The sequence below is a fragment of the Geobacillus proteiniphilus genome (assembly GCF_001908025.1).
GTDB lineage: Bacteria > Bacillota > Bacilli > Bacillales > Anoxybacillaceae > Geobacillus > Geobacillus proteiniphilus.
The window spans coordinates 1-14,422 of the sequence record NZ_MQMG01000031.1; the positions used below are offsets into that span (position 1 = coordinate 1).

The window sequence follows — 14,422 nt, forward strand, 5'->3', positions numbered from 1 at the left end:
ATCACGGTCTGTTCAAGCTGCCCGATGCGCTCATTCGCCCGTACGACATCCTCTCTCGTCGCCGTCACGGTCTGTTCAAGCTGCCCGATGCGCTCATTCGTCCGTGCGACGTCTTCTCTCGTCGCCGTCACGGTCTGTTCAAGTCGCTCGATGCGCCCGTTTAACCGCGCAACATCCTCTTTGGTCGCCATCTGAGTCCGCATTTGCCGCAATTCATCGAAAAGGCGCTCCACCCATTCGTCCATTGTTTCACCTCCTTTTTCCTCTCCATTATACCATCAGCCTTTCACCATCTTCTAGCATTCTTCCCGTCAATCGAGGCGCAAACAAGAAAAAGTCATCCCCATTTCCCGAGCGACACCCGGAAAATGAAGATGACTACCAAGTCCATGACCAGAATTATGAGATTTTTTGTTCCTGCAGCGGCAGTGCAGCCGATTTTCTTGCCTTACCGAAATGGAAGACGGCGTTTAAGATGATGGCGGTCATGCTGCCGACAACGATGCCGCTGTCGGTTAAAATGCGCAAGCCGGCCGGCAGCTCGGCAAACAAGTTCGGCACCACCGTCACCCCAAGCCCCACGCCGACCGAGCAGGCGATGATCAACAAGTTTTCTTGCGAAGTCAAATCGACTTGGCTTAACATTTTCACACCGTAGGCGACAACCGTGCCAAACATGGCGATCATCGCTCCGCCTAAGACCGCCGCCGGAATGAGCGTCAATCCGATCACTGTCACGACCGAACCGGTGACAACTGGCGGAAACAACGCCCGCAACTTGCCGAAATACGGACTGATGAGCACCACAACCGCTCCGGCGCAGAGGATCGCCCCATACACCGCCGGCATCCCGTACTGTCCGCCAATAGCGATCATCGGCCCGACCGCCGTAAACGTGCAACCAAGCATAACCGGCAAGCCGATGCCAAACCACTTGTTTTTCCACGCTTGCAAAAACGTCGCAATGCCGCACGTCAATAAGTCAATGGCCACTAAATACGTCAGCTGCTCGCTCGTTAAATGCAGCGCCCCGCCGACGATGAGCGGAACGACGATCGCCCCGGCGTACATGGCCAATACATGTTGGATGCCGAGCGATCCGACTTGCCACCATTTCATCTTCATCGACTCATCACCTCGTCAGCAAATTGAATGGCGCCACCATCAAGCGATGCGATGCGGGCGAGCGACACAACGCGGAAGCCGCGCGAACGAAGCAGCCGGCCGCCGTCTTGAAACGCTTTTTCAATGACAATGCCGATGCCGACCATATCAGCCCCCGCCTGCTCGATGATCTCCACCATTCCGAGCGCCGCTTGGCCGTTGGCTAAAAAATCATCAACGATCGATAGGCTTAATCTCCTTTGTTGCATCGCATTGCCTGTTCAATCGCCGGCGTTTTACATGCCAGCGAAAAGGACATTGGCGGGCTCTGCTGCCGTGAGAGAAAATGACGTCTTCATCATTTTTTCACAAACGTCACCATTTGTTCACACTTCCAGCATCGTTTTTGTGAGAAAAGTCACTGTTGCCCCAGTTTTGTACAGTTATGATAGTGTCAAAGCAGGGAAATTGGCCGTTTGGCGCACCTGCCGAATTGCTGTTATGGGGGATGAATCCAACAAAGTAAGGGGGGATCAAACATGGCAAAAGCAGCTGAAGCGGCCCGGCAAACGAAAAAGGAAAAAGAGCCGGCGCTCAAAGGCACGCTGGCCTCTGTGTTTCTGCTCGGCTTTTTCATCATTTTTTCTTGGGTCAGCGTCTACTTTTTATTTTTGCACCGCCTGTAAGCGGCAAGGGAGGGAATCGGTATGCACATCCATAAGTATGAAAAAATTTGGCTTGCGTTTGGCATCGGCTGTTTGATCGTCTTTTTGACGGTCGTCGGCGTAAGTGCATTCGCCGCCGGACAGCAGCCGCCGAGCTGCCTGACAACGATCGATCCAGAAAAAGTCGATTCGACCCCGCCGTTTGATCATCCGGGGCTCGTCAAAAAAGGAGACAAGGAATACGAGTTGAACATCGTCGTCGCCGCGTTTTCTTTTACACCGAATGCGATCGAAATTCCAAAAGGAGCGAAAGTGACGATCAACGTCACTTCGAAAGACGTCATCCACGGATTTGAAATCCCGGGAACGAACGTGAACATGATGGTCGAACCCGGTTATGTGAACAGCTTAACAACCACGTTTGACAAGCCGGGCGAATATACGATTCTTTGCAACGAATATTGCGGCGCCGGCCACCATATGATGACGGCGCGCATAAAGGTGGTGGAGTAACATGGCACAACCGTTGGAAAAAGTCGATCGCCGCGATGCGAAACTGGCGCTTGCCCATTTGTTCGTCGCCTTTACCGCCCTCGCGCTCGGGGGGTTCGCCGGCCTATTGCAAACATTAGTCCGTTCAGGCAAGTTTGAGCTCCCGGCTGGGATCAGCTATTACACGATTTTGACGACGCACGGCGTCTTGCTTGGACTCGTGCTGACGACGTTTTTCATTATCGGCTTTCAGTTCGCCGCGGTCAGCCGCACAACCGGGGCGCTCTCAGACGGTTCGCGCCGGACCGGTTGGGTCGGTTTTTGGCTGATGACAATCGGAACAGCCATGAGTGCGTTTTTCATCTTAACCGGCAAGGCGTCTGTCTTATATACGTTTTACGCGCCGCTGCAAGCGCACGCCGGCTTTTACATCGGCTTGGCGCTTGTCGTCGTCGGCAGCTGGGTGAGCGGCTTTGCGATGTTCGCTCATTATGCCCGCTGGCGGAAAACGCACCGCGGTCAAGTGAGCCCGCTGTTGGCGTTCATGTCAGTGACGAATATGGTGCTATGGCTCGTCTGCACGCTTGGCGTCGCCGCCACCGTCGTCTTCCAGCTTATTCCGTGGTCGCTTGGGCTCACGGATCGGGTGAACGTGCTCTTGAGCCGGACGCTGTTTTGGTATTTCGGGCATCCGCTCGTCTACTTCTGGCTATTGCCGGCGTATATGGTTTGGTACGCCGTCATTCCGAAAGTGATCGGCGGCAAAATGTTCTCCGATTCACTCGCGCGGCTGGCGTTTATCTTGTTTTTGCTGTTTTCGATTCCGGTCGGCTTCCATCACCAATTGCTTGAGCCGGGGATTTCGCCGTTTTGGAAATACGTGCAAGTCGTCTTGACGTTCATGGTCATCATTCCGTCGCTCATGACCGCGTTCGCCATGTTTGCGACGTTTGAATCGTACGGCCGCTCGCAGGGAGCGACCGGCTTGTTCGGCTGGCTGCGGAAACTCCCGTGGAGCGACGCCCGCTTTTTCGCTCCGTTTGTCGGAATGCTGTTTTTCATTCCGGCCGGCACCGGCGGGATTATTAACGCCTCGCACCAACTCAACCAAGTCGTCCATAATACGATTTGGGTGACCGGCCACTTCCATTTAACGGTGGCAACGACTGTCGTCCTAACATTTTTTGGTGCGTCATACTGGCTCATTCCGCATTTGACCGGTCGGGTGATGACGAAAGCGATGAACCGGCTCGCCATCATTCAAACGATCGTTTGGGCGGTTGGGATGACGTTCATGTCCGGCTCGATGCATTTCGCCGGTTTGCTCGGCGCACCGCGACGCTCGGCGTTCTCCACGTACGGCAATTCGCCGCAAGCGCTTGAATGGATTCCGTACCAAATCGCGCAAGCGGTCGGCGGCACCATTTTGTTCATCGGCATTATTTTGATTCTCGTCATCGTGATCAACTTGGCCTTTTTCGCCCCGAAAGGCGAAACGGAATTTCCGGTCGCGGAGGCAGCTGCTCCGTATGAACGGGCTGCGCTGGCGCTTGAAAACTGGAAGCTTTGGATCGGCCTCGTCGTTGCGCTCATTTTGATCGCCTATACGGTGCCGATCATCGACATCATTCAAAACGCTCCTCCGGGGTCGAAAGGATACAAATTATGGTGAAACAAGAAGGTGTCCCTAAGCGATCGGGACACCTTCCTCTTTATGTGCATAAAACCGAGACACAATAGGACTTTGTCGACAGAAAAACTAAACGAACAGCGTAAGAACGATGTTTGCACTGACGCGCCTGTTCTATAATCGATAAAGCGCCTTATATTTTTCTTCTAAATATTGAATAAGATAATCGGCTTTCAGCGTTTCGCCGGTCGCATCGAGCACAAGTTCGAGCGGCTTTTTCATTTTTCCAAACTGGTGGATATGAACGGTCAGCCATTCACGGATCGGTGCGATGTTCCCCTCTTCAAGCAGCCCAGCTACATCCAACTCTTTTTCCATCGCTTGCTTGAATTGCGCCGCATACATATAGCCGAGCGCATACGATGGGAAATAGCCGAAGCTGCCGCCGGACCAATGGACGTCCTGCAACACGCCGACCGCATCGTTGTGCGGGCGGATGCCAAGGTATTGTTCATATTTCTCATTCCATACATCCGGCAAGTCGATCGCTTCCAGCTCCCCAGCAAACAGCTGCTTTTCGATTTCATAGCGGATGATAATATGGAGCGGATACGTCAGTTCGTCCGCTTCAATACGAATGAGCGACGGCTTCGCTTCATTGATCGCCCGGTAAAACGCATCAAGCGAAACGTCGGCGAACTGCGTGGGCGCGTATTGCTGCAGGCGCGGATAATGCCGCTTCCAAAACGCGTAGTGGCGTCCGATCATATTTTCAAAAAAGAGCGACTGCGATTCATGAATGCCCATCGACGCCCCGCTCGCAAGCGGAGTGCCGACAAGCGCCTCGGAAATGTGCTGTTCATACAGCGCATGGCCGCATTCATGGATCGTGCCAAACACCGCGGTGCGGAAGTCGCGCTCGTCGTAGCGCGTCGTAATGCGCACATCGTTTGGGTTGAGCCCGATCGCAAATGGATGGACCGTCTCATCAAGCCGCCCCTTGCCAAAATCATAGCCGAGCTCTTTAAGCAACTCAAGCAAAAAAGCGCGCTGCTTTTCTTTCGGAAACGGCGCGAACAAAAACGATGTGTCCGGCTTGTCGGACGCGGCGGAAATGGCGTGCACAAGCGGGACGATGCGTTCGCGCAGGCGGCTGAACAGTTCGTCAAGCAAATCGACGGTCATGCCCGGCTCGTATTGATCGAGCAGCGTATTGTACGGGTGTCCTTCATACCCCCAATAACTGATAAAGCGGCGCTGAAACTCGATGATTTGCTCCAAATACGGGCGAAACCGGGCGAAATCAGCAGCCGCTTTCGCTTCTTCCCAAACGCTTTCCGCTTTGGAACAAAGCACGACAAACTCTTTGTATTCATCCGCTGGAATTTTTTTATTGCGCTCGTATTCTTTTTTGCATTCATCAAGCGTTTTCTTTGTCACGTCATCCAGCTGCTCGTAGACGGCTTTGGGCGACAGCTTGGCGATAAATGCTGCCATCTCCTCGGATGTCGACATGCGAAACACTTCTTCTGACAGCATGCCGATCACTTCTGATCGCTGCTCGACCCCTTTTTTCGGGGCGCCAGTCCGCAAATCCCAATACATGAGGCCAATCGCTTCGCGGTAGCCCGTCATTTTTTTGACATATTGCAAAAACTGCTTTTCGATCTGCTTCATTGCGCTCAGTCCCCCTATGTATTTCGTCGGCATATCATCATTTCCATCATGAACCGCCTTTTTCCTGCTTGCAAATGGTGAAATGTTGTGTTCGGCCCAAAATGAAAAGGAGGGAAGAATCTTATTCTCCCCTCACCGCTGTCGGCAACACGTCTTTGATCGCCGCAATGACCCGTTCATCTTCCCGGTCGGTGACGAAAATGGAAACGATGCCGCAGTCGTCGCGTGTGCGGATGAGTCGTCCGACTCCTTGGCGAAGACGAAGAAGCATATACGGCACATCGACGTCCCAAAACGGGTTGCTATACGCTTTTCGCTTCGCCTGAAACACCGGATCATTCGGCGGATACGGCAGCGACCAAATAATGACATTCGAAAGCGACGGCCCCGGGATGTCAAGCCCTTCCCATAAATGTTCGGAACAAAGCACCGTTTCCTCGTTACGCTGAAACTCGGCGACCAAATCGCTGATTTCACGGTCGCCTTCAAACAAAAACGAAAATGGTTCGCCGGCTGCCGCTTCTTTAAACTGAAGAAGCTCCTCGCGCGTCGGGAACAAGATGAGCGCCCGGCCTCCGGTTTCGCGCAATTTTTCAAGCGCATATGCGTATTTTTTGGCAAACAGCGTCTCATCCGCGCGGAACGTCGGCATAAAAATCGTCATCTGTTCGTCGTAATCAAACGGCGACGGCACGCTGAACGATAAATAGTCATCAATGCCTAAGCTTTGCGCTATATATTGGAATGATTTTCCGTTTGATAGTGTTGCCGATGAAAAGACAAACGGCATGCGTTTGCTGAACACTTTTTCGCGCAACACTTCCTGAACGGTGCGCGGCATGACGACAAACGTCGCCTCTTGACGCGACGACTCAAGCCACGTAATGGCGTCGGCGTTTTTCAAAAACAAATCGAGTGAATACTGAATCTGATCCAAATACTCATCCACAATGTTCAGCTGGTAATGATCGATCGTATACGTCTCGCTTTCAAACACTAGCTCGTTGCCGATTTCGACCATTTGGCCGCGGAGCCGCTTCGCCCATTGTTCAAGACGCGGCGACGGCAAAATTTCTTTCCGGTTCGAACCCGGAACGTCTTTCGCGCACGCTTTCAGCTCATCAAAAAAGCGCGTGCTCGTCTCCAGCGTCTCCTCAATTAAATAGGCGAGCTCTTCACGGATGTCGTTTTCAAGAAGCCGTGTCAGCAACGTCTCAAGCGTCGTCTCTTTCATTCGATATGTCAACGCCTTTTGCGCAGCGAACTCCAATAAATGCCCTTCGTCAAACACGACACAGCTCGCTTCCGGCAACAGCGGCAGCTGTCCTTCCCGCTTGCGCGCTTCATACGTCCAAACATGTTCCATATAAAAATCGTGCGAGCAGACGATCAAATCCGCCGCCTTCCGGTAATAGTCGCGCCAAAGCGTCTGTCCGCAGCGATGCCGCTTTTCGCACGTGAAACAGTCTTGAAACGGATCCCAAGCGATTTTTTTCCACTGCTCATCAGTCAGGTGGGCGTATTCTTTTCGGTCGCCGTAGCGGTAGAACGACTGCAGCGGTTTGTTGTCATGGACGAAGGCCGGAAGTTCATCGTAAATTTGCTCATACAGCTCGATGTCGTCATCGTCATACGTCGTCACTTCTTCCAGTTTATTTAAACATAAATATTGATCCGGCGATTTCGCCAGCCGGACGTCGATTTCCAGCCCGAGCACGTTGGATAGCTTCGCAATATCGCCTTCCTTTTTGACGAGCTGCTCAATGAGCGTCTCATCGGCGCAGGCGATAATGGCCGGCTTGCCGGTATAGCGGGCGTAGCAGACTGCATACAGCAAATACACGATCGTTTTCCCCGTGCCAACTCCCGCTTCGGCGAAGATCACCTTTTTTTCGCGAAACGCCCGCTCGAGCTGAAACGCCATATAAATTTGCTCGTCGCGCAGCTCAAAGCCGGCTTCCGGCAAAATGTCATAAAAAACATCGCCGATCCACTGGCTCAACTTATCAAAAAAGTTTTCATTTTTTTCTACAACAAACGGATAACGCTCATGGCCCATCGTCGCCACCCCTCCAATTGGCATAAACTCCCCCGGCATATCATGCATAAGCGCGCAACAAGTTTGTTGCGCGCCCGATCCCTAGTAACAAAACAATATTATGATCGATGGCCGCCGAGAAGTCAACTTCGAGCTTCGCGCGGCGGCCGCGGCCCCCAGTACTGGTAGTAATGCGTTTCAATAAAGCCGTTAAACAGTTTGCGCCGCTTCGTCGCCGGGCGGCCGTAATGCGTTTCAAAACCGCGGTGGGCGGTTAAAATGTACACCGACCACGTATCCAAGGCGGCGAAGGCGCGGCCGATGGCGCGATAGAGCGCTTCGACCTCCCGTTGTTCGCCAAGCCGTTCGCCGTATGGCGGGTTGCCGACGATCACCCCGTATTGTGCATCGGTCCGAAACTGCTCGGCGCGGCCCTCCCGAAAAGAAATGAGATCGGCCAGCCCCGCTTCGGCTGCATTCATCTTGGCGATCTCGACCATGTGTGGGTTAAGGTCAATCCCGCAAATATCAAGCGGTTGGTCGTAACGCGCCATCTGTTCCGCCTCTTGGCGCGCCTCTTCCCATACCGATTCCCCGATCCACGGCCATTGCTCCGAGACGAAATCCCGGTTAAACCCTGGGGCGATGTTTTGGCCGATCAGCGCCGCCTCAATGGCAATCGTGCCCGACCCGCAAAACGGATCGACGAACGGGCGCTCGGGCGTCCAATTGGTGAGCAACACTAAGGCGGCCGCGAGCGTCTCTCTTAGCGGCGCCTCCCCTTGGCGAGCACGGTAGCCGCGTTTATGCAGCCCGGCGCCGCTTGTATCGATCGTCAACGTCGCGATATCTTTGTGAAGCGCCACCTCGATCCGATACAACGGCCCGGTTTCCGGGAACCACGACAAATGATAGCGCGCTTTTAAGCTTTCGACGACTGCCTTTTTCACAATGGCTTGGCAGTCGGAAACGCTGAACAGCGTTGATTTGACCGACTTCCCGATCACCGGAAACTCGGCATCTTTCGGCAAGTAATCGGCCCACGGCAACGCCTTCGTTTGTTCAAACAACTCCTCAAACGTCGTCGCTCGAAACTCACCGACTTTCAGCTTCACGCGGTCAGCGGCGCGCAGCCAAAGGTTGGCCCGGCAAATGGCGAGCGCATCGCCTTCAAACGTCACTTTGCCGTTCTCCACTTGGCACTCATAGCCAAGCCGGCGCACTTCTTCCGCGACGACCGATTCGAGCCCCATCGCGGCCGTGGCAATCAGCGAAAACGAAGTCATCCTGTTCCCCCTATCTGATAGGCGTATGTATCCTCATTCATGGCCTATACTTCCATTATAGTCATATGGAAGGAAAACACACAAAAGAGAAAGCCCTCCTTCCTGCAGGAGGGCTTTCCCACGATTCCAATCACCGCGTTAATCATGTTCTGTAAGCCATGTTCTGTACCTTCGTACTGCAAGCGGCTTTCGCCTCGTACTCCGGCGGTAATCATCTATCTACAGGCAGCGTACGCCGCCTGTCCTTCCCTCCGTTCATTTCCTTCAGGAAGGTGCCCCTACCATCATTTGGGTTTCTCGCTCGTGGGGTTTACCGCGTTCCACCTCTAAGGTTTCCCTTAGAGCTGCGTCACTGTGGCACTTTCAGGGTAATCGAACCATATCCGCATGCGGACGTAGGTTCTTTCCCCGCCGTCAGCCCAGCCGAAGCCAGACTGCCCTAGCTTATGGATTCGCTAGGCACGAACACTACGGGCATCTCAGCACCGTGCGAGCATGGACTTTCCTCTACGGCCGAAACCGGCCGCAGCGATTACCCGAACATGATTAACGCTGCGAGCATCTTACAGTATAGCTGATCTTGGTGTGAGAATCAAGAAGAAAAAAATTAGAAATCACCTGCATCAACTTCGCCCTGCCGGCTGGTTATTCATACAGTTTCCGGCCAAACACATGCTTTTCTAAGTTGGAAAGGCGCTGCAAAATGTCGTAGTTCGTCGTTCCCGCCGACATCGCCGGCCGTTTTTGAAGCTCCTCGACTTGCCGCTTCAGCCGGGCGTTTTCCTGGCGCAGCTCGTCAATTTCTTGCTGAAATGCTTCATAATCTTTAATAATGAGATCCAAAAATTGATCCACTTCGTCTTGGTTGTACCCCCGTATGCTTACCTTAAATTCCTTTTCTAAAATGTCTTTCGGCGTCAGTTTCACTTGATGGGCTGACATGGCTTTTCACCTCAATCCGCATTCAACGATCATCTTCTCTTTATTTTTTCAGAAATTCAGCCGGTTGTCAATTGACGGTTGGCTTGCCGCATCGATCGGGAAGCCGCATGGCGCCCACGCAGACTTCCCGGCGGCGCCGAAACGCCGTCCTCCCGCCCAAACGCCGCCGGCTGCCGGCGTTTTCCATCCGTAAAAAAACAGAAGCCGACAAAGCGGCTTCTGTTTTTGGCCCTTACTATCGCAGCGGAAACGGCGGAAACGGACCAAATCCTGGCATTGGTCCCGGACCCGGACAGTACAGATGGCGATTGGCAGCCTGAGCCACCGCCGATTCCGTATGCGGGAAATAATGTTGATGTTCATACAGGTGATGATAAACATGTGTCGTATGCGATGGATGGATATGCGGCACAATCGTTGCTTCGAAATGATGCTGAACGTTGCAACGAGGCGGATGAACGATCGGCGCCGTTACATTCGGCAGGCAATGCATAATATTCCTCTCCTTTCATCAATTTAGGCTGTTGCTTGACAATACTAGCCTATGATGAACGGAGTGGACTCGTACTAGTATAAACACCCATTTTGAAGAGCCATTCGCGCCAACAATCTACCGGCTCTCTCGCCCCCGGTGCTTCGGACGTTTTGGCATAGTCATTCGTCTTTTTGAATCCGTTATGCGGCGCCGGCCGCTCTGACGTTCATTAATAGATATAATTGAACACGACAAACGTCAAACCGACGACAATAAAAAAAAGATACAAAATTTTTTTGTACATGCTCCGCATCGTCTTCTTCTCCCTGCCATCGTTTTCGTTCATTCCGATGCCATTGTACACGTTTTTTCTTTTTTCTACAAGATTCACAACAAAAAGACGAAACATTTTTGTTTTCTGTCATATTTTGCGCTTGCCAGGGAAATGGACGAGTTCTCACCCGTTTTTCTTGCGTTCAAGCCGCGCGAGCCGCCTGCGCCATTCCGCTTCTTCTTTCTCGCTATGTTGTCGGCTCATCCTAGCGAGCGACCGCCACGCTTCATATGCCATAACGGCATAACGGTGCGCTTCGGCCGCATCCCGGAAATAATGTTCATACACCTTCGCCAGTTCAAGCCCGGCCTTCGCCTTCCAATAGCCATTTCCGTGGATAAACAAGTCGCGCCAAAGGAGAGCAGCCTCTTCATATCGTTTTTCTTTTCGGTATAAAAGCGAAAGCTGCCATTTCGCCGCCTGCGCTTCCTTCGCCCCTTTGCCGCTCGCCTCCTCGTACACCCCCCTTGCAGCCGCTGTTTCCCCGACCGCTTCGAACCAACGGGCGGCGGCCAACTGCTCCTTGGGGTCAGCGAGCCGGTCCGCTTCAAGCAGCTGAACGGATAGGTGAATGTAGAGAGCAATGAGCGACAACACGTCGCGCTCGTTATGGCGCAATACTGGCATGAGCCGGTCTGGATGGGGCGTTTGCAAAAACTCCTTGTACATCATCGGCGCCAAAAAGCCCGGCACATCATCGCCCCGCTCGACATGGAGAATGTGCCGCTCCACTTCCGAAAGGCGCAGCGAATCCAATTTGTCTTTCCATAAGCGGCGGGCGGCGTGATACAAATCAAAATGACCGAACGCTGGCAATTTTGGCACCATGTTGCGGACAAGCGCATGGCGCGTTTTCAGGCGCGGCCAGTCGAACGCTTTTCCATTATAGGTAACAAGCGTCGTATAATCGACGTCAGACAAAAAACTTTGATAGAGCGCCACTTCCGCCCCTGGGTATGGCAGAAGATGCTGGCGGATGGTGACGAAATCGCCAAGAATGCGGGCGTGGCCAAGCAAGAACATGATGTTTCCCGCCCCGCTTGAAAGTCCCATCGTCTCCGTGTCAAAAAAGAATAAGTCGCGAACGGCAAAGCCGCGGCAGGAGAGCGGATGGGAAAACGGCGCTTCCTGCCATCTTTCGTGCACTTCATACAGCGCTCCGAGCCGATAGCGGCCGTGCTGATAGTCAAGCGGATACACCGTTTCCCGAATGAGGCAGTAATCGCCGGCAAACCAATACGGCTTGGCGCCGTACTCCCGCCAAACGTCGGCATACGGCACGTCCGTCACAGGTCGTCCGTCCGGTTTCTCTTCTTCTTTTTCTTCATCGTTCTCCTTTTTATGCCGGGCGGCAAGCAATTCTTTCCATTGCGCCAACTTCGGCTTCATCCGTTCACCCCCTCCTTGCTTGACGTCGGCTTGCTTCTATAAGTTGATTCTCCCACACTCGGCAAAAACACGCATGACGACGCTTAAACGGACGGACCGGCCCAAACGGCAAGTTGTTCGTCCAAAAACTGGACAAGTTCGCGCTTCAACGACGGTCCGTCAGCGCTTGAAATGCCGATGCACGATGGGCAGCCGTCCGCACACGGGCAACGTTCGACCCATTCTTTCACATGTTTCATGATCTCTTCATACCGTTCAAACACCGCCTCCGACAGGCCGACTCCGCCTGGATAGCGATCATAAAGGAAAATCGTCGGCCGTCCGGAATGCGGCGCCTTAAGCTGCGGCACGACGTGAAGATCGGAGCGGTCGCACATGACAAACACCGGCACGAGATGACCAAGCACATTGGCGATGCCGACAAGGAGTTGTTCAAACAGCGCCGGGGAAAACCGTGACGGCACCGCCTCCCACTCGATCCACGCCGCCGATGTATGCAGCGTTTCCTCGGGAAGCCGGATCGGCCCTGATCCGATGTTTTCAAACGTCGACAGCTTCAGCTTTTTAAAAATCGTCGCCATCGCTCGGACCGATACATCACCGTAACGCACCGCCATTTGTCCGCGCGTTTCGCTCCGGTCTTCCGACAGCACATCAAGCCGGACAGCCAAATTGGCGTCCGTAAAATATTCCACATCCACTTGGCGGACGTACGCCTTTTTCTCCTCCCAGTCGAGCTTTTCGACTTGGTATTGTGCTCCTTCGTGCAAATAAATCGCTTCATCATGAAGCAGCGTCATCGCGCTGAAGCGGTCCATTTCGCCAATGACGCGATGGCGGGCGGTGTCGGAAATATCGATGATGACGACGTTTTCCTGAGCTGCGGAGCGCAAACTGATATCATGCGCGGGAAACGCGTCGCTCATCCAGTGCCAGCGCCCAGCGCGTTCGTTTAGCACCCCTTGCTCGGCCAAAAAGTCGAGCACCTCTTCGACCTCGACGCCGCCGAACGTCTCGCCGCGCCGGAACGGAAGCTCATAGGCGGCGCATTTGATATGATCGACCAAAATGAGCAGATTGTCCGGGTTGATGCGCGCCGCCTCCGGCGAGCGGGCGAAAAAGTATTCTGGATGGGAGATGATGTACTGATCGAGGGGGCTTGCGCTTGCGATCATCACAACGAGCGAATCGCCCTGGCGCCGGCCGGCGCGCCCGGCTTGCTGCCACGTGCTGGCGATCATTCCCGGATACCCTGTTAAGATGCACGCTTGCAATTGGCCGATATCAACACCGAGCTCGAGCGCATTCGTGCTCACCACACCGATAATCTCCCCGCTGCGCAACCCTTTTTCAATGGCGCGCCGCTCGCTCGGCAAGTAGCCGCCGCGGTAGCCGCGGATCGTCGTATCGCCGATTCGTTCGTTCACCACCGCCTGCAAATGGCTTAAAATCAACTCGACACGGACGCGGCTGCGGGCGAAAACGATCGTCGGAATGCGGTTGACAAGCAGCTGTCTTGCGAGCTCAACGGCCGTTTTTGTCGCGCTTTGGCGGATGTTCATCGTCCGCTCGACAACCGGCGGATTGTAAAACACGAAATATTTCCGCCCGCGCGGCGCCCCATTGTTGTCAATAAGCGCCACCGGTTCACCGATCAGCCGCTCCGCCAACTCTTTCGGATTGGCGATCGTCGCCGAGGTGCAAATAAACGTTGGTCGGCTTCCGTAAAAGGCGCAAATGCGCTTTAAGCGGCGGATGACGTTCGCCACATGGCTGCCGAACACGCCGCGGTATGTATGCAGTTCATCGATGACGACGTAGCGCAGCTGTTCAAAAAGAGAAATCCATTTCGTATGGTGCGGCAAAATGGCCGTATGGAGCATATCTGGGTTGGTGATGACAATATGGCCCGTTTGACGGATTTTTTGCCGCAGCGCCGGCGCCGTGTCGCCGTCGTATGTATGGCTGTAAATCGATACCCCCATCTCGGCGATGATCTCGTTTAGTTCGTTTTTTTGATCTTGAGCGAGCGCCTTCGTTGGAAAAATATACAGGGCGCGGCTCGATGGCTCTTTGGCGATGGCATCAAGCACCGGCAAATTGTAGCAAAGCGTTTTCCCTGAAGCGGTCGGCGTCACGGCGACAATGTTCCGCCCGCTTTGGATCGCGTCGTAAGCGGCCGCCTGGTGCGTATACAACGAAGCGATGCCGCGCGCTTTGAGCGCCGCGCGCAACCGCGGATCGAGTTCGTCTGGAAACGGAACGAAATTCGCTTCTTTCGGTTCAATTTCATGCCAATACACGACATTCGGATCTTGGCGAAGCTGTTCGATCCATTCCGAAAGCGTCTGTTTTTTCACGTCGCATATCACCTCGTTTCTATTTTACAT

General features: G+C 53.7%; 11 protein-coding genes, 1 other RNA gene and 2 pseudogenes. 3 read left to right on the forward strand and 11 right to left on the reverse strand.

All coding sequences use genetic code 11. The annotated features are described in order from the left end of the window. The 3 genes and pseudogenes from BRO54_RS11335 to BRO54_RS11345 form a co-directional block, all read right to left on the reverse strand. Nucleotides 1-245, reverse strand: a pseudogene (locus BRO54_RS11335) (hypothetical protein); the annotation flags it as partial. A gap of 154 nt (nucleotides 246-399) precedes the next feature. Then, complete coding sequence (locus tag BRO54_RS11340) at nucleotides 400-1,125, reverse strand: solute carrier family 23 protein (protein WP_074043989.1); 726 nt, start codon at nucleotides 1,123-1,125, stop codon at nucleotides 400-402. Beyond that, a pseudogene (locus tag BRO54_RS11345) lies at nucleotides 1,122-1,346 on the reverse strand (type I phosphoribosyltransferase); the annotation flags it as partial. The gene BRO54_RS11340 and the pseudogene BRO54_RS11345, both read right to left, overlap by 4 nt. Nucleotides 1,347-1,643: 297 nt before the next feature. On the opposite strand from BRO54_RS11345, the gene BRO54_RS11350 reads away from it, so the two are divergent. Genes BRO54_RS11350 through BRO54_RS11360 form a run of 3 tightly spaced genes read left to right on the forward strand, consistent with a single transcriptional unit; the run spans nucleotide 1,644 to nucleotide 3,933 of the window. Further along, nucleotides 1,644-1,790, forward strand: coding sequence for a cytochrome c oxidase subunit 2A (locus BRO54_RS11350; protein WP_074043990.1), 147 nt, complete (start codon nucleotides 1,644-1,646; stop codon nucleotides 1,788-1,790). Between the two features lie 21 nt (nucleotides 1,791-1,811). Continuing rightward, nucleotides 1,812-2,282 carry a cytochrome c oxidase subunit II gene (locus BRO54_RS11355; RefSeq protein ID WP_011231043.1) on the forward strand — a complete coding sequence of 157 codons (471 nt, stop codon included), beginning with the start codon at nucleotides 1,812-1,814 and terminating at the stop codon, nucleotides 2,280-2,282. Nucleotide 2,283: 1 nt separating this feature from the next. Continuing rightward, nucleotides 2,284-3,933 carry a b(o/a)3-type cytochrome-c oxidase subunit 1 gene (locus BRO54_RS11360; protein ID WP_074043991.1) on the forward strand — a complete coding sequence of 550 codons (1,650 nt, stop codon included), beginning with the start codon at nucleotides 2,284-2,286 and terminating at the stop codon, nucleotides 3,931-3,933. Between the two features lie 132 nt (nucleotides 3,934-4,065). Here BRO54_RS11360 and BRO54_RS11365 read toward each other — a convergent pair whose 3' ends face one another. From BRO54_RS11365 to BRO54_RS11410, 8 genes are all read right to left on the reverse strand, one after another. Beyond that, on the reverse strand, nucleotides 4,066-5,568 hold the full coding sequence (locus BRO54_RS11365) for a carboxypeptidase M32 (RefSeq protein WP_074043992.1): 1,503 nt from the start codon (nucleotides 5,566-5,568) through the stop codon (nucleotides 4,066-4,068). Between the two features lie 121 nt (nucleotides 5,569-5,689). Beyond that, nucleotides 5,690-7,627: an ATP-dependent DNA helicase gene (locus tag BRO54_RS11370; protein WP_074043993.1), complete on the reverse strand. Its 1,938-nt coding sequence runs from the start codon at nucleotides 7,625-7,627 to the stop codon at nucleotides 5,690-5,692. A gap of 122 nt (nucleotides 7,628-7,749) precedes the next feature. Beyond that, entirely contained in the window at nucleotides 7,750-8,892 is a 1,143-nt protein-coding gene (locus BRO54_RS11375; RefSeq protein WP_074043994.1) for a THUMP domain-containing class I SAM-dependent RNA methyltransferase, read from the reverse strand. Between the two features lie 147 nt (nucleotides 8,893-9,039). Continuing rightward, nucleotides 9,040-9,436, reverse strand: an RNA gene (gene rnpB / locus BRO54_RS11380) — RNase P RNA component class B. Between the two features lie 101 nt (nucleotides 9,437-9,537). After that, nucleotides 9,538-9,834: a cell division regulator GpsB gene (gene gpsB, locus BRO54_RS11385; protein ID WP_011231037.1), complete on the reverse strand. Its 297-nt coding sequence runs from the start codon at nucleotides 9,832-9,834 to the stop codon at nucleotides 9,538-9,540. Nucleotides 9,835-10,069: 235 nt separating this feature from the next. After that, nucleotides 10,070-10,327: a CotD family spore coat protein gene (locus BRO54_RS11395; protein WP_074043995.1), complete on the reverse strand. Its 258-nt coding sequence runs from the start codon at nucleotides 10,325-10,327 to the stop codon at nucleotides 10,070-10,072. Between the two features lie 439 nt (nucleotides 10,328-10,766). Then, nucleotides 10,767-12,032 (reverse strand): ribonuclease H-like domain-containing protein, encoded by a 1,266-nt coding sequence (locus BRO54_RS11405; RefSeq protein WP_074043996.1) that lies wholly within the window; start codon nucleotides 12,030-12,032, stop codon nucleotides 10,767-10,769. Between the two features lie 83 nt (nucleotides 12,033-12,115). Then, on the reverse strand, nucleotides 12,116-14,392 hold the full coding sequence (locus BRO54_RS11410; protein WP_074043997.1) for a DEAD/DEAH box helicase: 2,277 nt from the start codon (nucleotides 14,390-14,392) through the stop codon (nucleotides 12,116-12,118). Nucleotides 14,393-14,422: the final 30 nt, after the last annotated feature.